Source organism: Oceanotoga sp. (assembly GCF_030445905.1).
Taxonomy (GTDB): Bacteria; Thermotogota; Thermotogae; order Petrotogales; family Petrotogaceae; genus Oceanotoga; species Oceanotoga teriensis.
In genome coordinates this window covers 1-22,628 of the sequence record NZ_JASUSU010000034.1, presented here as the reverse complement: position 1 = coordinate 22,628, position 22,628 = coordinate 1, and the positions used below count along the sequence as shown (strand labels likewise).

Here is a 22,628-nt window from a genome sequence, read left to right as displayed (position 1 = left end):
TCTTGTTGACAAAGTCCAATTTCTATGTTATAATAATTTACGGAATTAGATGCTGGGACGTGGCCAAGCGGTAAGGCGGCGGACTTTGACTCCGTTATTCGTAGGTTCGAATCCTGCCGTCCCAGCCATTTTCTTTTTTAGAGAAATCAAACCGGGCTTAAAGCCCGGTTTTTTTTATTTCTTTTCATTTTAATCTGTTTTTAATTTACAGATAAAGGCTCTTCATTTAAAGGTGTTGCTTCAGAAGAAAGGTTTGTTTCTATTTCTTCTATCATTTTATCTATGTCTTTATAATAAGTAGAGTCTATTTCTTTTATTTGTTTTAAATAAGATAATTTCATATTTTCATCTTCAAGAACATCAGATAAATCCATTCCAACTTCTAGTGCATCTAATTTCGTATTTGTACTTTCTTCGGTTGATATTACAGAAGCTATATTCAACATTATTTCCCTTATAGGTTGTTGTAAATACATACTTAATACAGAACCTCCACCGAGATAATTAGAATACATTTTAAGCTGTTCTATTTGTAGTTTTGAATATGCAATTTTTACTTTTGGATCAGATGGATTTTCTTTATAATAATCTTGTACAATTCTTGTTGATGATGGATATTCATAGAAAAGTTCAGCTAATAATTTTGATCTTCTTTCTGAAACTATACTTAATTTATTTTCTAAATTTGTCTTATATTCTTTAGCTTTTTCAACGGATTCTATACCATATCCTTTTAAATCTTTTTCAGCAGTTCTATAATCTAAAACATCTGAATACTTAAATTTTTCGTCTATTAAACTTGAAGTATCTGCATTTTCTTCATTCATTTTTTTGTCTATTTCAGTGATTTTTTCTTGTATTTCTTCATCAGATAACTTTTGTACTTCTTCATCTAATTTACCTTGAAAACTTATAAATTTAGTCAAACTGTCTAATCTTGTATTATAAATATTTTTTAATGAAGCAGTTACATTAGAGTATACAGCTAAATAATCTGTGTCAGCCTCTGCTGAAACTTGACCATCTTCATAAAAAGCTATTAATGAAAGTTCATTTTCTAATTTTTCTAATTCATCTAAATTTTCTAAGTTATTGTTGAAATCTTCTGCGAATTGTAATTTTTCATCCATATATTTCTTTCCAAATTTCATTTCTTCTTTATAAGAAACTAACCAATTTTTAAACTTTTCATTTGAAACTTTATTTTCTATTTCAGAATAAATATCACCAAAGTTAAAAACATCTTTAGGTTCATTGAATACTTTTTTATCTTGAACATTTATTATATGATATCCGAATTGAGTTTTTATAGGACCTATTAATTCGTTTACATTTCCATTAAAGGCTGCATCTTCAAATTCCTTTACCATTTTTCCTCTGCCAAACCAACCTAAATCACCAGAAGATGTTGCATTTGCTGTATCTGTTGAATATTTTGCAGCAGCATCTTTGAAAGATATTTCATCATCTTTTAGCATTTTATATACATCGTTAGCAGTTGCTTCATCTGTAATCAATATATGCTGTGCTTTTACTTGTTCATAATCTTTTTTTATAGAATCAAAATTTTCTTCTATATACTTAAGTCCTTCATCTCTACTAACTTTAGCAACGTCGTTTTTTACATTATCAAAAATTGTATCTTGTTTTATTGAAGAACCAATAGAATTTGTGAGTATTGATTCTATCTGCTTTTCGCTTCCATAAGCATTTTTTATTTGTTCCCATTGATCTGGATTAGTTTTTAATTGATCTAATTGTTCTTTGACTTTAATACTTAAACTATCTTTTAATTCTTTGTCAGTAGGAACTAATTCGTTTTGTTCAGCATAATAATTCATAACTTTCAAATCAAAAAGCTGATTTGCTATTGAAACTTTTAATGATAAAGAATCAAATATAGGGTCTATTTCTCTATTATAATATTGTTTGTACTGTTGCAACATTCCTTGATATTGTGTATCTAATTCAGTATTCATAACCCAATATGGATAATTCAGTTCTTCACCATTCAAAGTTAATAACAATACAGCATTATCTTTTACAGGCTCATTTTGAGTATTCAATGCTGCCGCCTGATTAGAAGATGACAAATAAGCTGCAACTGACCACCATATGATACCGACTATAAACAAAGCCGCTATTACAAATGAGATCGCTTTCTCATGTTTAATAAACCACTTATTCATTTATTACTCCTCCCATACAAAATATATTATTAGATCTTTTATATTTTATCACATAAAACCTTAAATTATGTTAAAAAAGCGGGGAAATTCCCCGCTTATTAAAAATAAAAGATATTTAATTTATATTTTTGTTCTTAATGGTTTATCTTTTGATATTTCTTCTAATGCCAATAATCTATCCCATTTAGCATTTACATATTTTTGCATTTCTTCAATAACTTCAGCAGAGTCATCTCTCTTTAGAAGTTTGTTGAATCTTCCAAGCTTAGTAACATAATCTGATACTGGTTTGAAGTTTCTTGGTTTTTTAGTTACTTTATATTCTCCCATGAAATATTCCCAAAGTGGCCAATATTTTGTTTCAACAGCCAATTTAGTCATCTCTGGACCTGAAGATTCAGGTATTCTCCAGAATCTAACACAAGGAGCTAAAACAGCTATAAAAGCAGGACCTTCAAATTCTAAAGCCTTTTCCATCTTTTTCATGAAATCCATTGGTTCTGAAGTTGATGCAGTTGCTGCATAAACTCCTTCATGACCTGCTATTATATCAACTATTGATTTTTTGAATTGTAGTTTTCCAGCTTTTGCTTTACCAACAGGTTCTGTTGTTGAGTCAGCACCAGTTGGAGTAGAACCTGATCTTTGGTTACCGGTGTTCATATAGCCTTCATTATCATATAATACATATACGAAGTCATGACCTCTTTCAATTGCTCCAGAAAGAGCTTGAAGACCTATATCATAAGTTCCACCATCACCTGCAAAAGCAATAAATTTAACTTTTTTATTATCAACTTTTCCTCTATTAACTAAAGATCTATAAGCTGCTTCAGCACCAGTTATTGTAGCAGCAACATTTTCAAAAGCATTATGAATATAAGGCACATTCCATGCTGTAAAAGGATAAATTGTTGTAGAAACTTCTAAACAACCTGTTGCAGCACCTACTACTGGTTCATAACCTAAAGCTTTTGCTGTTAAAGTAGCCCATTTAGCTACCATTGGCGCATTACAACCAGGACATAATCTGTGTCCTTGGGTAAAAGGCCAATCATTTTTATCAACATAATCTACCAATTGTTTAATATTTAATGGCACAAAATTCACCTCCAAATTAGTCTCTTAGTCCGAGGTATTTCTGTTCATTCAATTCGAGCTTATCATTTATAGCATCTTCAAATGCATCATGAAGCTGATGAGTTGTAACATCTCTACCACCAAGACCGTAAATATATGACCCCATCTTTGGCTTTTGTTCAGCATCATAAAGAGCTGATTTTACAAGTGAATAAAGAGGAGCTTCTTTACCGAAAGACATAGCTCTATCTAAAACAACAACGGCTTTTTTACCATTAAGAGCTTCTTTTATTTCTTTTTTAGGGAATGGTGTGAAAACCCAAGGTTTCAACAATCCTGCTTTTATTCCCTTATCTCTTAATTCATCAACAACATATTTAGCTGTTGATGCTGTAGAATTCAATACTACCATAACATATTCAGCATCTTCCATTTTATATAAATCTAAGAAATCATATTTTCTTCCTGAGATTTTTTCAAATTCTTCAAATACTTCTGGCAATAATTCATATGCTTTTTTCATAGCAGCTTCTTGTTGCATATGATGTTCATAATAATAGTCAAATAAGTCTAAAGAACCTAAAGTTACTGGTTTTTCTATGTTTAGTAATGGATACTTTGGTTCCCATTTACCAACAAAGTCTTTAACTATTCCATCATCTAAAGGTTCAAATATATCAACACCATGTGATGTTATGAATCCATCAAGGTTAACCATTGTAGGAAGTAAAACATCATCTTTTTCTGATATCTTTGTTGCAATTAATGTCATATCATAAGCTTCCTGATGATCTTCACAGAATAATTGTAACCAACCTGAATCTCTTACTAACATAGCATCAGAATGATCACAGTGAATATTAATAGGTCCTGATAATGCTCTATTAACTATAGGCATTACTACAGGTAATCTATAAGAAGCAGCTATATAAACTATTTCAGTCATAAGAGCTAAACCATTAGCAGCAGTAGCTGTCATTGTTCTAGCTCCAGCAGCAGCAGAACCAACTACAGCACTCATTGCTGAATGTTCTGATTCAACAGGCACCATAACTGTATCTACTAAACCATCTGCAACGAAATCTGCATAATATTGAACTATTGGAGTCTGTGGTGTTATTGGATATGCAGCAACAACATCTGGGTTTATCTGTTTCATAGCTATTGCTACTGCTTTAGCGCCAGTAACGGCTAATTTATTTGGCATTAAGATATACCTCCTTTACTTCAAAAATTCTGATTCTGGTTTCATTTCAATTGCCTTTACAGGACAAATAGCTGCACAAGTACCACAGCCTTTACAATATGTCATATCAATACCAGTCATTTCTGTCTTTTTGCCATCTTCTGTTAATTGTCCTGTTATTGCCATATCTGGACAATATAACCAACATTGCATACAATTTATACATTTATCTTTATCGACTATAGGTCTCATTACTCTCCATTTACCAGTTTCATACTGTCTTGCTGTAGCTGGTTTATCAACGATACCACCTATAGGAAGTTCATTCCACTTTTCATTAGCCATTGATGTTCACCTCCGCAAATCCTCTGTCGAGTGCTCTCAAATTAGCGTCAACTATAGCTTGAGAGAATTTATGTGAAAATGCAGCGGTAACTTTTTGTTTTACAGAATCCATAGGAACTATATCTGTTAATTTTATTAAAGTTCCAATCATGACTGTATTTGGGATACCTCTTTTTATTTCTTCTAAAGCGATATCAGTTCCAGCGATAGTTGCTATTTTACCATTAAAACCTGTTATTTTACTAACTTCTTCTGGAGATTTTATAGTGTTAACCACCAAATAATTCTCTTCTGCTAAACCTGAAGTAATATCTGGGTTTCCAAGAAGTGTATCATCAATAACAACAACGATATCTGGGAATTCTACGTTGCTTCTTACTCTTACGGGTACTTCTGAGATCCTGTTAAAAGCTTTCATAGGAGCTCCTGATCTTTCGGCACCGTATTCAGGGAATGAAGTTGAATATTTTCCAGCATCTAGAGCGGCTTCGGCTAAAAATTGTGAAGCACTTTTTGCACCCTGACCAGCTCTACCATGCCATCTAACTTCGAAATACTTTTCTGGCACAATAATGCCCTCCTTTCAAAGAGATGTAAGTATATGTGAAAAAAATAATAATCTTAACAATTATTTCTAAATATTTTATAATCCAAATCATCAAATATTTTATCAAGCCATTCTATTTCTTTTAATCTTTTTTCATCGATTTTATTATCAAACATATAAAAAAGTTCAAAAAATCTATTTATATGTTCTTTTGTTCTTTTAACTGCATATTCTACAGTTGTTCCAGTTGTCATTATAAATGCCCAGTCAGAAGCTTGAGCAAGCAATAATTCTTTAGCCATTTGATTTAAAATCCTTATCAAAGTAGGATCTTTATCATCATATTTTGATGTTTTGACCATAATATCAGACATTTCAGATAAATGTTTATAAACCCAATCGTTAGATTTGTTCAACCATACATCATTGAATCCTTTTGCTCCCCAAGTAGAAGCACCTGGAGTTAACATCTGTACTTCTTCGAGACTTTCTATTATTTTAGAAGGTGTTGAAGATTCTATTTCATCATTTTTTTGAAGTTCTCTGAAAAAATTTTCAATAAAATAAGGTCCTTCAAACCACCAATGACCAAATAATTCAGTATCAAAAGGAGCAACTATTATAGGTTCTAAGTCGGGCATCATAGAGATTAATCTTTTAATTTGAGATCTTTTTTTTGATATAAAATCTTTTGCATGTTCTGAAACAGCTATAAAAGCTTCATCAATATCATAAAGTTCTTTTAGTTCTAGAGGTAATTTTTTATCAGTTATTTTATGATATTTTATTCCAGTGTTGATCCTCATTCCACTCGGATCAATAAATGGTTTTATGTATTCTAAACTTCTATCAAAACCAATATCTCTGTAAAATTCTCTATATCTTGAATCACCAGGATAACCTATATCAGAACTCCAAACTTGTTCTGAAGATTCAGGATCTCTTGAAAAAGCAAAAACTTTATTTTTTGTTATTATAGGTCTATAAACACTATATTTAGCAGGAGAACTTCCATACCAAAAAGCGTGAGAATCTACAAAAAAATAATTAAAATTAAATTCATTTAAATATTTATCGAGATCTGGTGTATATCCGCATTCAGCAAGCCATATACCTTCAGGGTTTTTATTAAAATTTTTGTAATAAGTATTTTTAGCAGTTATTAGTTGAGCTCTAATGGCAGCAGGATGATTCATCATGAAAGGAAGAAATCCATGTGTTCCATTACATGTTACCACTTCAATGTAACCTTTATCTTGAAATTCCTTGAAGCCTTTTAAGATATTATGACTGTATTGGTCGGAGAATAAGAATAAAATCCTTTCTAAATAAGAATTATAGAATTTTGCCATTTTATATTTTCTTGGATCTTCTTCCTTAGTTTTTTCAATTTCTAATTCAGATAAAGTTATCATAGCTCTCAAATGTTTTTCATATTTAACTTGCAAATCTTCTGTAGTTAACATTTCCATCAGAGTAGGTGTAAAACTTATAGTTAAATTAAAAGGAATATTATCTTTTTCAAGTCTATTAAATACATCTAAGAGAGGTAAATATGTTTCTGTAATTGCTTCAAATAACCAATTTTCTTCCATAAAAAAGTCATAATTAGGATGTCTAACATATGGCAAATGAGAATGAAGGATGAAAAGAAATTTGCCCTTTCTCATATTAATCCCCCCTTTTTAAGAACTTAAACTATAATTACCAAAAGAATTACCTTTTATTTCTTCAATTGGTTTTATATAGGTATTTAATTTAACAGGTTTAGATATTATTTTCTGTTTTTTTATATTGAACCATTCTTCATTTCCTTTTATACTAGGGTTTTTAGAAGGAATAAAAATATTTTTAGATTTCATAATTTCTTTAAAAATCCCATCATCTTTTAAATATCCAATACGAGCATAATAATTTTTATTACTATCATTTAAATTAAAATAATAATTATTCATATTAGATATATTTATATGTGTTTCAAAGATTCTAAAATCGTTTTCATCACAAAAACGTAAAATAACATTATTTTTTATTTTATCATTATTTAAAAGTTTTTTTGTTTTTTCATCAAAGTCCCAAAATATATAAATCCATTCATAGTTTACAGGTAAAATTTCAAGTTTGTTTTTTTTATAAGTTTTTTTAAGCTCTTTTGGCTCTAAATACATTTTTTTGGTATTCTTCCTTTCTGTTTTTTTATTATTAGAACTTTTATTTTCTAACAATCCTTGAGTATCTAATTCAAGTAATTTTTTCTTTATTTCTTTCAATATATCTCTTTTTTTCATGGATCTTCTTAGTCTTATGTTTAAGTTTTTAGCTGTTTTTCTTAATTCTTGTATACTTGGTTCATCTGTTTTTAAAATGTTTATTATATTTTCATCTAATTTCATAATACCCCCCCTCACATTAAGCTTTATTTAAAACAATTTTATCATAAAAAAATTAAAATTAAATACAAAAAAACGGAGCTAATAAAGCTCCGTTATAAGGGTGGGGGATCTATTCATTTTGAATAGGGGGTTACTTACATATACAAAATAATTATATCAATTGATTGTTAAATGAATTTATCAAAAAAACAAATATTAGTAAAATAAAATATTATATGATTATTAATAAAAAAGTTTAAATTATTATAAGTTTTTTATTTTAAAAAATGTCTTGATTAAGTATTAATTAAGATTAAAATTATAAAATTGAAAAAAAATCATATTTAAAGTATAATAATTTGTATGATTAAAAATTTTTGGAGGTGTTTTTGTGAATAAAAAAGTGGTAGTTTTATTTTCATTGTTGATGGCTTTATTTTCTCTTAGTTTTGCTGCAAATTTAGAAAGTTTAAAAATTGGTTATGTGGATTTTCAGGTTTTAACCGAAAATACAACTAAATGGAAAAGTTTACAAGAAGATTATAAAAATGATTTTGATTTTTATCAAAATAAAATAAGTAAAATGGAAGAAGAATTTAAAAATTTTCAAGCAACAAATCCTTCTCAACAAGAACTTCAAAGAAGAGCTCAAGATTTACAAATAAAAGTAAATCAATATCAGTCAACTATTCAAGAAGAATATGGAAATAAAACAAATAAATTATTACAAGAAATAAGAGATATTGCAGCTCAATATGGCAAAGAAAATGGTTTTGATATAGTATTATATGATCAGGGTGTAATATATGCAAGTGAAAAAATCGATATAACTGAAAAAGTTATAGAATATGTAAATAATAAATAATGAATAATTTAGTGGAATGTATAGGAATATACAAAAAATATGGAAGAAAAGAAGTGCTTAAAAATGTTAATTTTTATGCTGAAAGAGGAAAAATAACAGGGATACTTGGACCTAATGGTGCAGGTAAAAGCACTCTTTTTAAAAGTATATTAGGATTAGTTATACCAAATAAAGGTGATGTATACCTTGATGGTGAAAAACTTACTCATTTACCAATACACAGAAGAGCTCTTAAGGGAATGGCTTATTTACCTCAGGAGCCTTCTGTTTTTAAAAATTCTACTGTTAAAGATAATTTATACATGATTGCAGATCTTTTAAAAATAGAAAATAAAGATGAAAAAATAAAAAAAATATCAGAAGATTTTGGAATACAAGATTTATTAACTCAATATGCTGATTCATTATCTGGTGGAGAAAAAAGAAGATTGGAATTTGCAAGAACTCTGTTAATAAATCCAAAAGTTATAATGCTTGATGAACCATTTGTTGGAATAGATCCAATTACTGTTAAAGATATTCAAACTATAATAAAAAAATTATCAAAAGATGGAATATCTGTAATAGTAACAGATCATAATGTTGATGAAATTGCTCAAGTTGTAGATGATTTATATGTTGTACATAAGGGTAATATAATTGCACATGGAATACCACAAGAAGTTTTAGAGTTAAAGGAAGTAAAAGATAATTATCTTGGATATTGAGGTGATTTAATGAATATAGGAGTTATAGGATATTCTGGGGATAAAAATTTAGAACCAGTAAAATCTTTAAAGAACATATGTTTTGAAATTGGAAAACTTATTGCTGAAAATGGAGACACTTTATTAACTGGTGGAAGAGATGGAATAATGGATTTTGTTTGTGAATCAGCTTATAAAAATAATGCTAATGTTGTAGGAATTCTTCCGTGGGATGAAGAAGGAAATAAATATTTAAATACAACCATAAAAACAGGTCTCGATTTTTCTATGAGATCTTTTGTTTTATTAAAATCTGTTGATATTGTTATAAGTGTTGGTGGACAAGTTGGAACAGCTTTAGAAATACTCGGAGCTTATGCATATAAAAAACCTATCATATTAATGAGAGGAACAGGTGGATGGACTGATACGGTGACTAAGACGTTAATAGAGGATAAATATTTAGATAATAGAAAGATGGTAGAATTATATCAAGCTTATAATATAGAAGAATTATCTCAACATATAAATAATTTAAGAGGAGATGTCAACTTATGATAAGAGTACGATTTGCTCCCAGCCCAACAGGATATTTGCATGTTGGTGGGTTGAGAACAGCTCTTTTCAATTGGTATTTTGCTAAGAAAAATAATGGGAAATTCATATTGAGAATAGAGGATACCGATACAGAAAGATCTAAAAAAGAGTATGAAGATATGATATTGGAAGAAATGAAATGGGCAGGTCTTGATTATGATGAAGGCCCTGACAAAGTTGGAGAATATGGTCCATATAGACAAACAGAAAGATATGAAATATATAAAAAATATATTTTAAAACTTTTAGAAGAAAAGAAAGCTTATTATGCCGTTTATGATGAAAATCAAGAAAATATAATATATAAAAGTTATGAATATCCAGAAAAATACAAAGATAAAAGTATAACAGTTAATTTTAAAGTTCCAAAAAATCAAAAAATAAAATTTACAGATATGATAAAAGGTGAATTAGAATTTGATTCTAATATTTTTGATGACTTTGTTATATTGAGATCTAATGGAGTTCCTGTATATCAGTTTACGGTAGTTATAGATGATTATTTGATGAAAATAACTCATGTTATAAGAGGAGAAGATCATATATCTAATACTCCAAAACAAATAATGTTATACAATGCTCTTGGAGTCAAATCCCCTGAATTTGGACATTTGTCTTTAATACTTGGTGAAGATAAAACACCATTATCAAAAAGGCATGGTGGTACAGCAGTCACATATTTTAGAAAAGAAGGATATTTGCCGCATGCGTTGATGAATTATTTAAGTGTTCTTGGTTGGAATGCTGAAAATCAGATATATAATTTTAAAGAAAAAATTGAAGATTTTAATATAAATGATGTTTCTCCAAGATCTGCTGTTTTTGATTACAAAAAATTGTTATGGATCGATGAAGAACATCTAAGAAATGAGGAAGATGAAAAACTATATCAATTTTTTATGAATTGGTGTAATTACAATGATATAGAAATAAAGGCTGATGAAAAGCTTGTAATAAAGACTATTTCTATATCTAAAAGTAAAGTTAGTACATTAAAACAATTGTTCGAATTTATTGAAAATTATTTTAGAGATAATTTTGAATATGAAGAAATATATATAAAAAAATTTGTGGAAAAAGAATGGTTTAAATCACTCATGCAGAAATCCATAGAAATTATAAAAAAAGCCGAAGACTTTTCTGTTGATGGTGCAGGTAAAACACTTCAAAAAATTGCAGAAGAAAAAATAACAGGGAAGAAAAATACATTCCAATCTATTAGAGGAGCATTACTTGGAAAACTTGTAACTCCAGGTTTATATGAAACAATAGCTATTTTGGGAAAAGAAGAAGTTATAAAAAGATTAGAAAGAGCTTTAAATATAAAATAGAGGTGAAATATGAAAAAAATAATTCTCATAATTTCTCTACTATTAAGTTTTAATTTTTTATTAGCAAATAATTTTTCATTGTATATAAAAAATTATGATGAAAAAGAGAGAATCGTTACATTGTCTTTGAATGCTAATTTTGTTCACATTGATATACCAAAAGTATATATAGAATATGGTGGGATTAGAAGATTGATAGAAGTTAATAAAAAAAATTCTGGAAATTATGAGATATATTTAAATTTTTCAAAATATCCTGCAGTTGATTTAAGTTTCTATATCTATGCTCATGATATAGCAGAAAATAAAAGATATGCATATTTCCCCGATTTGCTTAATAAAAGAGACTATTCCTTATTTGCTGATATAGATATAACTACATCTAAAAGTGAAAATGGAAGTAATTATTATTTAGGAATAAATAAAAGTGATAGAATAAATTTAAATCAAATAACAGGTGAGAATTTTTATACTAAAGATGAAAAAATATTTTTAAATCATATAAATTTTATAGAAGATGGAATACATAATTTTTATTTTGAATTTAAAACCAAGAATAATTATTATTTCACAAAAAAAGTAAAAATATTAAAAATAAAAGATATTATAATAACAGAAAATAATTTAAAACCAAAACAAAAGATAAATATATTCAATTATCATGTTGTTCAAAGCGGAGATAATATATATAAAATAGCTGAAAAATATGAAGTTACACCTGGTGATATAGTGAGTATAAATGGAATAACAGAACCTTCAAAAATATATATAGGGCAGATATTAAAAATAGGTAATATAGACTATTATGAAAGTCCATTACGCATAGAAATAGATTTATCAAAAAATATGCTACATCTTTATTATAGAGAAGAATTATTAAAATCATATATAGTTGCAGTTGGTAGATCGGATTCTACTCCACCAGGATATTATAAAATTTTTTATAAAGAAAAAGAACCACCTTTATATTGGAATGATGAAATAATACAATCTGGATCAGTTATAAATGGAATAGGAAGTAGATGGCTTCAATTATCTGTTCCAAAATATGGCATTCATGGAACTACAAAGCCTTGGGAAATAGGAAAAAGAATTTCTCATGGTTGTATAAGAATGTTTAATTTTGATGTTGAAGAATTAGACTTTATAATTTCTTTGGGAACTGAAGTATATGTTTATAAAAGTGATGAAAATATAGATATTATAAAAAAAATAAAAGAAGATGAAGAAATTTGATTCATCTTCTTTGTTTTAGGAGTGAAAAATGAAAAAAGAATATATAATTCCAATATTTATACCTCATGGAGGATGTAAAAGACAATGTGTTTTCTGTAATGAATATGCTGCAACTGGACTTAAAGAATTTCCGGAAAGACATAAATTAGAAGAAGAATATAATAAGTATAAACAATATTTTCCAGAAAAAAATAATATTTATATAGCTTTTTATGGTTCTACTTTTACTGCATTGAAAGAAAAAGAAATGAAATATTATTTGGATTGGGCTGATGAAAAAATAAAGAAAAATGAAATAAAAGGTATAAGATTTTCAACATCCCCCGAAGAAATTAATTATGAAAAAATAAAAATTTTAAATGATTATAAAATTTCTGTTATAGAAATAGGGGTACAATCATTTTTTGACGATGTTTTAAAACATTCTAATAGATCCCATAATGTAAAAGATATATTCAATGCTATTGATATATTAGATAAAAATAATTATTCGTATGGGCTTCATTTAATGACTGGCTTACCAAAAAGTACTTTTGAAAAAGAAATAAAATCTGCTGAGATATTATCTAAAACAAATGCAAAATTTGCAAGAATTCATCCAACAGTAGTTTTAAAAGGGAGTATACTTGAAGAGTATGAAAAAAATAATAAATATAATCCTGAAAGTTTAGAAGAAGCTATAAAGAAAACTTCGAAGATGACTATTAAAATTGAGAAAGAAAATATAAAAGTCATAAGACTCGGCTTGTGTTTGTATGGAAAAGAGATAAATAATGTTTACTCTGGACCTTATCATAAAAGTTTTGGAGACCTTGTTAGAACAAATATAAATAGGTATATACTGACTTATTTAAAGGATGATTTAAAAATACCAAAATCTATGAAATCACAATTTATTGGATTTAAAAAAAGAAATAAAGATCTTATAAATGAAAATATATTTTATGATGGAATATGTATTAAATACAAAAATAAAAGTATTAGTTTAGCTGATATATATAAAATAATAGATAAAAAAATAGAAGACTGATAAGTCTTCTATTTTTATGGGGTGGCTAGTGGGGCTCGAACCCACGACATCAGGAGTCACAGTCCTGCGTTCTACCAACTGAACTATAGCCACCATCAATTATTAATATTAAAAAAGCGCCACTAAAACTTTAAATAAAGAAGTGGCGCGCCCAGAGAGGCTCGAACTCCCAACCCCTGGATTAGAAATCCAGTGCTCTATCCTGTTGAGCTATGGGCGCTGGAGCGGTAGACGAGAGTCGAACTCGCAACCCTCGGCTTGGAAGGCCGATACTCTACCAATTGAGCTACTACCGCATATATGGTCGGAGCGACTGGGATCGAACCAGCGACCTCCGGTTCCCAAGACCGGCGCGCTACCGGCTGCGCTACGCTCCGCTTCATCTATTTCCGAAGTATATAATATCATATAAAAAACCTTTTGTCAATACTTTTGCTTTTCAAGAAAATTGAGAGTTTGTTAATTTTCTGATTTGATACCTTTTATAAACAAATTATAATGTCTAAGGATATTGAATTCAGCGGAAAGTAGCCTTTATAATGTTTAAAATAAAATTTTAGAATTTTATCAAATTCTTATCATTTATAAACTATACTTGCTACTATTGTAAATCCATTATCTTCTTTTGATACATGAACTTTTACATTTTGTTTTTCAACAGAAAAATTTCTATATGCAAAATCTTTAATATAATTAACAACTGAATTAATTTCATCTTCAGATGCGTTCTTTATATGAACTCTTGTAGTCTGAGGATTTTGATTGCCACTTCTAACAAATTTTTTCATTCTATCAGTAGCAACTTTACCACTTTTTTGTTTTTTTGAGAAAGGCCACATAATAATCAACCTCTTTTCCATAATTTGTTGAAAAATCCAAAAAAGCCTTCCGAATTTTGAGAAAATTTTTTAATATCTTCATTTACAGGAATAAAATTTCCGGAAATTCTTTCAGTGATATTATCAAAAACATAAGCCATCTTACTATTTTCATCTAAAGAAAGTGGTTTTCCTTCATTTGTAGATATTATTATATCTTCACTATCAGGAATTATTCCTAAGATATCAATTGCAAGTGCTTCTTTTATATCATCAGCTGAAACCATATCATTTCTTTTAACCATTTTGGGTTTTAATCTATTTACTATGAGGGACATATTTTTTTCTGTATAACCATGATTTTCAAGAAGACCAATAACCCTATCTGCATCACTGATAGCTGTTAAATCTGGTGTTGTTACAACTATAGCATGTTGAGCTCCTATTATAGCATTTGAAAAACCTTGTTCTATACCGGCTGGAGAGTCTATTATTATATAATGAAAATGCTTTGAAAGAATAGCAATTATTTCTTTCATATCAGCGGGAGTAACCATATTTTTATTTGCTGTTTGAGAAGAAGCTAATAAACTCAAATTTTTCATATACTTATGTTTTACAAGAACATCTAATACATTTTTATTACCATTGACGACATCCATTATAGTATAAACAATTCTATTTTCAAGACCTAAAACAAGATCTAAATTTTTTAATCCTATATCGGCATCAATTAAGCAAACATTATAACCTTTGCTTGCAAGTGAAGACCCAATATTAGCTGTAATTGTGGTTTTTCCAACTCCACCTTTACCAGAGGTAACCACAAATACTTTAGAACTTTCTTCCATAAAAACCCCTCCGATTTTTTCAAATCAACTATATTTAATAATATTATACATTAATAAAAAAGTAATTCAAAATTTAAAATTAAAAAAAATAGCAAAAAAGTCGGGAATAAATCCCGACTTTTTTATAAAAGATAATTATTCTTCTACTTGAATTGCTTGTACAGGGCAAGAATCAGCAGCATCCTGTGTACATGGTGCATCTGTTTCAGGAGCAATTGCTTCTGCTTTACCTTCGTCTGTTATTGAGAAAACGTCTGGACATAAGTTTTCACAAACTCCACAACCGATGCAAGCATCTCTGTCTACAAATACTTTCATTAAAACGCACCTCCTGCCTAAAATATGGAACTATTCCAGAGTTATTATACCACAATTTTTTATTTTTCAAAATGGATTTTTTTTGTCGCATTAACAATTCTTTCAACCATATTTATTCCAACTCTATATTGAGCTTCTTTCGTTGTAGCGCCAATATGAGGAGTAGCTACGACATTGTCAAAAGATAAAAGTTTTGTATAAATTTCTCCTTTGGCAGGTTCTTTTTCAAAAACGTCCAATCCAGCACCTAAAATTTTTTCATCTTCAAGTGCTTTTAATAAAGCTTCTTCATCCAATACTCCACCTCTTGCACAATTTATCAATAAGGCACTTTTTTTCATCATATTTAATTCCTTATCAGAAATCAAATGATGAGTTTTTTCATTATGAGGGATATGTAATGAAATTATATCGCAATTTTTTAATATATAATCTAAATCTACTTGTTCAATATTATAATTATCTTTATCTTCTTCAGATATTTCATAAATATCGTAAACAAAAACTTTATCATTAAAACCAGATACAAGTTTTGAAAGATGTTTCCCAATATTTCCAAAACCAATTATTCCAAAATTTTTGTTGGAAAGTTCTAAGCCTTTTAAGAGCTTCTTTTCCCATAGACCTTCTCTTATGCCATTTGTACCTCTGTTTAATTTTCTATATATTGATAATATCATACCAACTACTAATTCAGCTACAGACAAAGAATTTTGACCTGGAGTATTTAGAACTTCAATTCCAAATTCTTTAGCAGCTACCTGATCTATATTATCTAAACCCATACCAGCTCTACCTATTATTTTTAAAGAATCTTTTCCAGCTTCTATTATTTCTCTTGTAACTTTAGTAGCCGATCTAACTACAAGAATGTCTATATTCTTTACTTCATTTTTTAATTCTTCTGGTTCTAAATGATTATTTGTTATAGTAAATTCAGGTAACTCATCATTAAATTTTTTTATAGCAGATTCAGCCATACCATCATTTAAATGAATTCTCATATTAAACACCTGCCTCTAAGAATACTTTTTCAGCAGCTTTTACACCTGAACCCAATTCAACATCATATCCAAATTTAGTTAAAGCCATTTCAAGAGCTGATATACCTACAATTACATCAAATTGTGACATATAACCAAGATGAGCAACTCTAATTATTTTTCCTTTTAAAGTGTCTTGACCACCAGCAAACGTAACTCCCCATGAATCTCTTAGAAAACTAACTATTTTTTTACCATCTACATTTTCTGGAACTTTTATTGAAGTTAGAACATTTCCAGGATTTTTTGCGAAAATCTCTAAATTCATAGCTTTCATAGCTGCTCTTGTCGCAATTGCCATCAATTCATGTCTTTCCCATAATCCTTCTATTGTTTCTTCTTTTAACATCTCAACTGATTTTGCCAATTGATAGACAAGGTTTATAGGTGGTGTCCAAGGAGAATCTGGGAATTTTTTTGAATAATAATTGATATCGAAGTAATATCTATTATTTGTACAATTTTTTGCAATTTCAAGAGCTTTAGGACTAAAAGATATCAATCCAATACCAGGAGGCATCATAAATCCTTTTTGAACTCCAGTTACAACTACATCTATTCCCCATTCATCCATTTTTAAAGGTTGAGCTAGTAATCCAGAAATTGAGTCAACAACTAAAACAGCATCAAATTCCTTTACCACTTTAGCTATTTCTTCTATTGGGTGTACAGTTCCTGTAGAAGTTTCACTCAATGTAGTAAAAACAGCTTTAGTATCTGGATTTTTTTCTAATTCTTCTCTGATTTTTTCAGGAGTTACAAAATCACCCCATTCTAAAACTATTTCGTTTAAATCCGCTTTAAAAGCTCTACAAATATCTCCCCATCTTTCACCAAATTTTCCAGAATTAACAGAAATAGCTTTATCACCAGGATTTATAAGGTTTGCAACAGCTGTTTCCATAGCCCCTGAACCTGATGAAGAAAGTATGAACACTGGATTTTCTGTTTGGAATAAATATTTACAACCATCGAGAGCTCTTTTTTGAATTTCAAGATACTGAGGTGTTCTGTGATGTATAGTATCTTTTGCTCCTTCTAAAAGAATATCTACAGGTACTGGAGTAGGTCCAGGTGCCATCAAATAATTTTTTCTAACCATTTTAGCCATAATTTTTCCCTCCCCTGAGAAAAAATTTTCGTGAAAAAAATTTCATATAAACATTTATATTTTACATTATATTTTAAAATAATTAAAATAACAATTCATTAAGATAAATGAAGAAAACTAAAAATAATTAATATATATTACTTATAAGCACTTATAACTTTGATTGATTAAAATAAAGTTTTTTGAAGTACCCTTTTTTGTATTTTTAATTTTTTTGTAAATAAAAAGACAAAAATGAATTCAAAAAGTAATAAAAGTATGTTATTATATAAATGAATTTGAAAAAGATATATAAAAATATATATGAAATATAAAGGAGGAATTTAAATGCTTTTGGGAATCAAAAATGTTAAAGAAATAGTAGAGGAATTGAATAATTATCTTGCGGATTTAAATGTTTTTTATGGTAAACTTCATAATTTACATTGGAATGTAGAGGGAAAGGAATTTTTTACTGTACATGAAAATGTTGAAAAAATATATGATAAAGTCAATGAAGAAATAGATGAAATTGCTGAAAGAATATTAACACTTGGACAAAGACCAAAGGTTAAATATAGTGAATATTTAGAGATCTCAAATATAAAAGAAATAGAGAGTAAGGGTTATAATGGTAAAGAAGTAATAGATGTAATAATTTCAGATTTTGAATACATTATAAATAAAATAAGAAATATTATAGAAAAAGCATCTGAAAACAATGATGAAGTTACTGCAGATATATTAACAGGTAGTTTAGCATATTATGAAAAAACAGCATGGATGTTAAATGCTATGAATAAATAAAAATAAAACCAGCTTAAAAGCTGGTTTTTTTTGGCACGCCCGGAGGGAATCGAACCCCCAACCTACGATTTTGGAGACCGTCGCTCTGCCAATTGAGCTACAGGCGTATATCCGAAGATTATTATATCACAAAAAAAATATATATTCAAGTTTTAATTGTATCTTTTTTATAAAATTTATTTTTTCTTTTTTAAGTAATTAAATTCATATCTAAATAATAATATGCAAATAACTCCAAAAATAAAAATACTTATATTATAGGTTGGAAAATTGTTTGGATCTAAAGCATATGCTAACCAATTAGAAAAATATTTTAATAAATCAAAAACAAACAAAATAATTCCCATAAGAGATGCAACTATTATATGAGCAGATTTATGATACCAAATATGGTTATTATTAAAAAGTCCATAAAAAGATGTTAATCCTATTATAAAAAGAGTCAAAGAATAAAATAAATCATAAGAAAAAAATATAACGGTTAATGAAAAAGATATAACAGATAATAATATTATAAATATATTTTTCATAAGAACATACCTCCAATATAATAAACGATATTGGCTAGAAGATATGCTATTAAAGTGGTATAAAAAAATGTGAAAAAAGTCCATTTCCAACTACCTGTTTCACTTTTTATTATACCCAATGTTGCAAAACATGGTACATAGCCAAGTATAAAAAATATTAAAGCCATAGCTGAAGCAGGAGATAAAGAATTTCTTAAGTTCATTATTAGAGAGTCTCCAGAGGCATTAAATAAAGTTGAATAACTTGAAACTACGATTTCTTTAGCTGCAACTCCAAAAACTAATCCTGTATTTACTCGCCAATCCCATCCTAAATGAGATGTTATAGGTTCAAAAAATTTACCTATTTGAGCTGCATAAGATGAATTGATATTATTTGAAGCTGGAAAATAAGATAAAAACCATATTAAAATAGTTGCAATTAATATTATTCCACCAGCTTTCTCAAGAAAATGTTTTCCTTTATTCCAAGTATAAAATAATAAATTCTTAATAGTTGGCATTCTAAATCTTGGTAATTCAATTGTGAATGGAATATTTTCCGTTTGAGTTATAAATTTTTGTATAAGTTTTGCCGATAATAAAACTAATAAAATCGAAGATAAATATATTATCAACATTATTGTGGCTGAATTTTTACTAAAAAAAGCACTTATTAAAAGAATATAAACAGGTAATCTTGCAGAACATGATGCAAATGGTATACTCAATATTAAAGCCATTCTTTCTTTTTTATTTGAAACAGTTTTTGTAGACATTATAGCTGGTACATTACAACCAAAACCAAGTATTATGGACATAAAAGATCTTCCAGAAAGACCAAATTTTCTGACTATTTTATCTACAAGAAAAGCTGCCCTTGGTAAATAACCAGATTCCTCTAAAAAACCCATAAAAAAGAATAGAACAAATATTTGCGGTATGAAAACAAGAACACCACCAACTCCAGCAATTATTCCATCTACTATTAATGAATTCAACCAAGGTATTTTAATAAAGTTTGAAATCCAGTTTCCTAGACTTGAAAAGCCAATATCTAAAAGATCTGAGAGTGGACTTGCTATATTAAAAGTTAATGAAAAGACCATAAATAAAGCAATTATATATATCAAAAGTCCTAATACTTTATGAGTTAAAACATGATCTAACACATCTCTTAAAGACCAATCTCTTCCTTTGGAAATTACAGAAGAATCAACAATATTTCTTATAAATCCAAACTTCCAATTAAAAAATAATTCTTTTAAATCTTTCATATCATGAGTAGATTTTAATTTTTTTACAAGATTTTCAGGATAATCAAAGTTCTTTTCTTCAAATTCTAAAAAATTTATTCCAAGCCATTTATTATTATAATTTTTTAAAGAATCAAATTTTTTAGATTCAGATATAAAAGAATCTAAAAAATCATTTATTTCTTCAGGATATTTTATAAAATATTTTAAGTTTTTTGTATTGTTTGATAATTTTATTATTTCATTCAAGAGTTTGTCTATACCAATTTGATTTTTTGCAGAGGTTAAAATAACAGGTATGTTTAAGGTTTTAGAAATTATTTCTGGGTTTATAATTTTTCCTTTTTCTTCAGCTTCATCGATAGAATTTATTGCTAAAATAACTGGTATTTCCATCTCCATTATTTGTATTAGAAGATACATAGACCTCTCAAGATTCAAAGCATCTGCAACTACTATCACAAAGTTTGGAATTTCATTCAAAAAATAATCTCTTGCAACTCTTTCATCTTCGCTTTGAGCAGATAAAGTATATATACCTGGTAAATCAACTAATCTAAAATTTTTATCATTATATTTAAAACTTCCAACTTTTTTTTCAACAGTTACACCAGGCCAATTTGCAACATATTGTTTTGTTCCAGTCAAAATATTGAATAAAGAAGTTTTTCCAACATTAGGATTACCTATTATTGCAATTTCATTGATCACAACCGTCACCGCCAAGAACAGGATTTTTTTTACAAAAACCTGATACAGGACAACCAGAACAATCTGTATTTATCTTATTAACAACTTCAAACCTTAAACCTCTCGATATTAAAAAAGGTATTATAATATTCATATCACTAGTGCTCAAATTAAAATGTTTTTTTATATCTTCAACAGTAGAAGATTTATTTTTTTTGGCAAAATTAATAATTTCAGAAAAATTAATCATAAAAAAGCCTCCAAATTTTTAAAGTTTCTTACATAATATTTTTTTTGCTTTTCCTTTATTTATAGTTATTTTAGACGAATTATTTTTCAAAATTATTTTTCCATTAATATTTTTTATAACTTCTATTTTAGAACCTTTATAAAGTCCATTAGAAGATAAAAAGTTTTCTAATAATTTACCAGAATTAACCGATAATATAGTATAATTACCAGTAGTACAATCAGAAAGATTTAATATTATTTCTGATACATCTATATATATTCTTTCAGCTTCAGATCTTCTCAACATAAGTTTGTTATCATCTATTTTATAAACCATTGGATCATTAAATGGTGATATATGTGCTAAGGTAATAGTTTTTCCTGGTATAAGGCCCATAGCCTGAAACCTTTCTTTTTGATCTGAAGGAAAATCTAATCTCGAAATATTTCCTGAAAAACCTATTGAAAGATATGTTAATGGCAATATCATAATTAATATCTCCTTTTAAAATCTATCACTAATAATATTTTACCATATGATATAAAGTTAGATGTACCTAATTATATTAAGAAAGTAAAAATTTATAAAACAATTATTAAGATTCTTTTATATATATTTCAAAATAAAATGATTTCAAAAAAATAATATAACAAAAAAACCCACCTAACGGTGGGTTATGGCTGGGAGAGGAGGATTCGAACCTCCACTCTCGGAGTCAGAGTCCGATGTCCTGCCATTAGACGATCTCCCAGTGAATACGTAGATTATTATAGCATAAAAAAATAAAGCTGTCAATATATTGCTTTTTAACAAAGTTATAATTATTTTTGAACTTTTATAAAAGATAGAGGTCTAAACATATGGGTAAATAATCCCGAAAGGGGGAACATAACTTGGCAAAAAAAGATGAAACAAAAGAAATACTATCTAAACTTCAGGAAATCGAATTTGAAGAACTAAAAGAGGATGGTGATGAGGCTGTAATAAAATTAAAGAATAAAAAGAAAAAAATAAAAAATGTAGATAGTATCATAAAGTTATTGATTAGAAGTGCCAAGAAAAAAGAAAATGTTTTAACTTACTCTGACATTGATGAAGCTTTACCCGCAGAAGCATCTGATGAAATAGACAGCAATTTTATAGAAAAGATTTATGCATCGCTTGAAGAAGAAGGAATTACAATTTTAGAAGAAAATGAAGAAGAACAAGAAGATGATGATGAAGATATAGAAGATGAAGAGGTTATAGAAATACTTGAAGATGTAGAAATGAAAATGTATGATAATATATCTCTTGGGGACCCTATAAAAATATATTTAAAAGAAATATCTAAAGTTAATTTATTAACACCAGCAAGGGAAAGACAATTGGCAAGAAGAGCACAAAAACAAGACAAAAGAGCAAGAGATGAATTGATAAAAGCAAATTTAAGACTTGTAATAAGTATAGCGAAAAGATATACGGGAAGAGGATTGAGTTTTTTAGATTTAATTCAAGAAGGAAATATAGGACTGATAAAAGCAGTAAATAAATTTGATTGGAAAAAAGGA

At 28.1% G+C, this 22,628-nt stretch carries 24 protein-coding genes and 7 tRNA genes; 9 read left to right on the top strand and 22 right to left on the bottom strand.

The window, feature by feature from the left end; genetic code table 11:
• Nucleotides 1–53: 53 nt before the first annotated feature.
• Nucleotides 54–128, top strand: a tRNA-Gln gene (locus PWP28_RS09995).
• Nucleotides 129–200: 72 nt separating this feature from the next.
• Here PWP28_RS09995 and PWP28_RS09990 read toward each other — a convergent pair.
• The 7 genes from PWP28_RS09990 to PWP28_RS09960 form a co-directional block, all read right to left on the bottom strand.
• Nucleotides 201–2,189, bottom strand: a complete 1,989-nt coding sequence (locus PWP28_RS09990; protein ID WP_308644678.1) for a peptidylprolyl isomerase — start codon at nt 2,187–2,189, stop codon at nt 201–203.
• A 120-nt stretch (nt 2,190–2,309) separates the two neighbouring features.
• Nucleotides 2,310–3,290 (bottom strand): thiamine pyrophosphate-dependent enzyme, encoded by a 981-nt coding sequence (locus PWP28_RS09985; protein ID WP_109605035.1) that lies wholly within the window; start codon nt 3,288–3,290, stop codon nt 2,310–2,312.
• Nucleotides 3,291–3,306: 16 nt separating this feature from the next.
• On the bottom strand, nt 3,307–4,476 hold the full coding sequence (gene porA / locus PWP28_RS09980; RefSeq protein ID WP_109605036.1) for a pyruvate ferredoxin oxidoreductase: 1,170 nt from the start codon (nt 4,474–4,476) through the stop codon (nt 3,307–3,309).
• A 15-nt stretch (nt 4,477–4,491) separates the two neighbouring features.
• Nucleotides 4,492–4,800: a 4Fe-4S binding protein gene (locus PWP28_RS09975; RefSeq protein WP_109605037.1), complete on the bottom strand. Its 309-nt coding sequence runs from the start codon at nt 4,798–4,800 to the stop codon at nt 4,492–4,494.
• On the bottom strand, nt 4,793–5,368 hold the full coding sequence (locus PWP28_RS09970; protein ID WP_109605038.1) for a 2-oxoacid:acceptor oxidoreductase family protein: 576 nt from the start codon (nt 5,366–5,368) through the stop codon (nt 4,793–4,795). Before PWP28_RS09970 ends, PWP28_RS09975 begins: the two co-directional genes overlap by 8 nt.
• A gap of 53 nt (nt 5,369–5,421) precedes the next feature.
• The gene (locus PWP28_RS09965; RefSeq protein ID WP_109605039.1) at nt 5,422–7,017 is read right to left on the bottom strand and encodes a glycoside hydrolase family 57 protein; all 1,596 of its coding nucleotides are present in this window, start codon (nt 7,015–7,017) and stop codon (nt 5,422–5,424) included.
• Between the two features lie 15 nt (nt 7,018–7,032).
• Nucleotides 7,033–7,740 carry a DUF4912 domain-containing protein gene (locus PWP28_RS09960; RefSeq protein WP_264149776.1) on the bottom strand — a complete coding sequence of 236 codons (708 nt, stop codon included), beginning with the start codon at nt 7,738–7,740 and terminating at the stop codon, nt 7,033–7,035.
• A 370-nt stretch (nt 7,741–8,110) separates the two neighbouring features.
• Here PWP28_RS09960 and PWP28_RS09955 point away from each other — a divergent pair, with 370 nt between their 5' ends.
• From PWP28_RS09955 to PWP28_RS09930, 6 genes are read left to right on the top strand one after another with little or no spacing between them, the layout of a single operon-like run.
• Entirely contained in the window at nt 8,111–8,584 is a 474-nt protein-coding gene (locus PWP28_RS09955) for an OmpH family outer membrane protein (RefSeq protein ID WP_305082029.1), read from the top strand.
• Nucleotides 8,584–9,291, top strand: coding sequence for an LPS export ABC transporter ATP-binding protein (gene lptB, locus PWP28_RS09950; protein WP_109605042.1), 708 nt, complete (start codon nt 8,584–8,586; stop codon nt 9,289–9,291). The genes PWP28_RS09955 and lptB overlap by 1 nt, the downstream gene beginning before the upstream one ends.
• A 9-nt stretch (nt 9,292–9,300) precedes the next feature.
• Nucleotides 9,301–9,828: a TIGR00725 family protein gene (locus PWP28_RS09945; RefSeq protein ID WP_109605043.1), complete on the top strand. Its 528-nt coding sequence runs from the start codon at nt 9,301–9,303 to the stop codon at nt 9,826–9,828.
• The gene (gene gltX, locus PWP28_RS09940; RefSeq protein WP_305082028.1) at nt 9,825–11,198 is read left to right on the top strand and encodes a glutamate--tRNA ligase; all 1,374 of its coding nucleotides are present in this window, start codon (nt 9,825–9,827) and stop codon (nt 11,196–11,198) included. Before PWP28_RS09945 ends, gltX begins: the two co-directional genes overlap by 4 nt.
• Before the next feature lie 9 nt (nt 11,199–11,207).
• Nucleotides 11,208–12,434 (top strand): L,D-transpeptidase family protein, encoded by a 1,227-nt coding sequence (locus tag PWP28_RS09935; RefSeq protein ID WP_308644677.1) that lies wholly within the window; start codon nt 11,208–11,210, stop codon nt 12,432–12,434.
• A 28-nt stretch (nt 12,435–12,462) separates the two neighbouring features.
• Nucleotides 12,463–13,464: a radical SAM protein gene (locus PWP28_RS09930; RefSeq protein ID WP_109605046.1), complete on the top strand. Its 1,002-nt coding sequence runs from the start codon at nt 12,463–12,465 to the stop codon at nt 13,462–13,464.
• A 17-nt stretch (nt 13,465–13,481) separates the two neighbouring features.
• Here the strand turns inward: PWP28_RS09930 and PWP28_RS09925 are convergent.
• The 9 genes from PWP28_RS09925 to PWP28_RS09885 all read right to left on the bottom strand — a co-directional run bounded on the left by PWP28_RS09925 (nt 13,482) and on the right by PWP28_RS09885 (nt 17,605).
• Nucleotides 13,482–13,557: transfer RNA gene (locus PWP28_RS09925), tRNA-His, on the bottom strand.
• A gap of 50 nt (nt 13,558–13,607) precedes the next feature.
• A tRNA-Arg gene (locus PWP28_RS09920) sits at nt 13,608–13,684 on the bottom strand.
• A tRNA-Gly gene (locus PWP28_RS09915) sits at nt 13,685–13,760 on the bottom strand.
• A 5-nt stretch (nt 13,761–13,765) separates the two neighbouring features.
• Nucleotides 13,766–13,841 (bottom strand) — tRNA-Pro (locus PWP28_RS09910).
• 201 nt (nt 13,842–14,042) lie between these two features.
• Nucleotides 14,043–14,303: a hypothetical protein gene (locus PWP28_RS09905; RefSeq protein WP_109605047.1), complete on the bottom strand. Its 261-nt coding sequence runs from the start codon at nt 14,301–14,303 to the stop codon at nt 14,043–14,045.
• Nucleotides 14,304–14,308: 5 nt separating this feature from the next.
• A complete protein-coding gene (gene minD / locus PWP28_RS09900; protein WP_109605048.1) occupies nt 14,309–15,133 on the bottom strand; it encodes a septum site-determining protein MinD in 825 nt (274 codons plus the stop codon).
• A gap of 135 nt (nt 15,134–15,268) precedes the next feature.
• Entirely contained in the window at nt 15,269–15,451 is a 183-nt protein-coding gene (locus tag PWP28_RS09895) for a ferredoxin (RefSeq protein ID WP_109605049.1), read from the bottom strand.
• A gap of 59 nt (nt 15,452–15,510) precedes the next feature.
• Nucleotides 15,511–16,455: a D-2-hydroxyacid dehydrogenase gene (locus tag PWP28_RS09890; RefSeq protein ID WP_305082026.1), complete on the bottom strand. Its 945-nt coding sequence runs from the start codon at nt 16,453–16,455 to the stop codon at nt 15,511–15,513.
• A 1-nt stretch (nt 16,456) separates the two neighbouring features.
• Nucleotides 16,457–17,605: an alanine--glyoxylate aminotransferase family protein gene (locus PWP28_RS09885; protein WP_109605051.1), complete on the bottom strand. Its 1,149-nt coding sequence runs from the start codon at nt 17,603–17,605 to the stop codon at nt 16,457–16,459.
• A gap of 327 nt (nt 17,606–17,932) precedes the next feature.
• On the opposite strand from PWP28_RS09885, the gene PWP28_RS09880 reads away from it, so the two are divergent.
• A complete protein-coding gene (locus PWP28_RS09880; RefSeq protein ID WP_109605052.1) occupies nt 17,933–18,391 on the top strand; it encodes a Dps family protein in 459 nt (152 codons plus the stop codon).
• 31 nt (nt 18,392–18,422) lie between these two features.
• On the opposite strand, the gene PWP28_RS09875 is transcribed toward PWP28_RS09880, so the two are convergent.
• The 6 genes from PWP28_RS09875 to PWP28_RS09850 all read right to left on the bottom strand — a co-directional run bounded on the left by PWP28_RS09875 (nt 18,423) and on the right by PWP28_RS09850 (nt 21,829).
• Nucleotides 18,423–18,498 (bottom strand) — tRNA-Trp (locus PWP28_RS09875).
• A 69-nt stretch (nt 18,499–18,567) separates the two neighbouring features.
• Nucleotides 18,568–18,921 (bottom strand): hypothetical protein, encoded by a 354-nt coding sequence (locus PWP28_RS09870; protein WP_308644676.1) that lies wholly within the window; start codon nt 18,919–18,921, stop codon nt 18,568–18,570.
• A complete protein-coding gene (gene feoB, locus PWP28_RS09865; RefSeq protein ID WP_308644675.1) occupies nt 18,918–20,867 on the bottom strand; it encodes a ferrous iron transport protein B in 1,950 nt (649 codons plus the stop codon). Before feoB ends, PWP28_RS09870 begins: the two co-directional genes overlap by 4 nt.
• Nucleotides 20,857–21,096: a hypothetical protein gene (locus PWP28_RS09860; protein WP_109605055.1), complete on the bottom strand. Its 240-nt coding sequence runs from the start codon at nt 21,094–21,096 to the stop codon at nt 20,857–20,859. Before PWP28_RS09860 ends, feoB begins: the two co-directional genes overlap by 11 nt.
• A gap of 18 nt (nt 21,097–21,114) precedes the next feature.
• Nucleotides 21,115–21,567, bottom strand: coding sequence for a FeoA family protein (locus PWP28_RS09855; RefSeq protein ID WP_109605056.1), 453 nt, complete (start codon nt 21,565–21,567; stop codon nt 21,115–21,117).
• 188 nt (nt 21,568–21,755) lie between these two features.
• Nucleotides 21,756–21,829, bottom strand: a tRNA-Gln gene (locus tag PWP28_RS09850).
• 142 nt (nt 21,830–21,971) lie between these two features.
• On the opposite strand from PWP28_RS09850, the gene PWP28_RS09845 reads away from it, so the two are divergent.
• The coding region (locus PWP28_RS09845) for a sigma-70 family RNA polymerase sigma factor (protein WP_308644674.1) at nt 21,972–22,628 on the top strand (657 nt) is incomplete at its 3' end.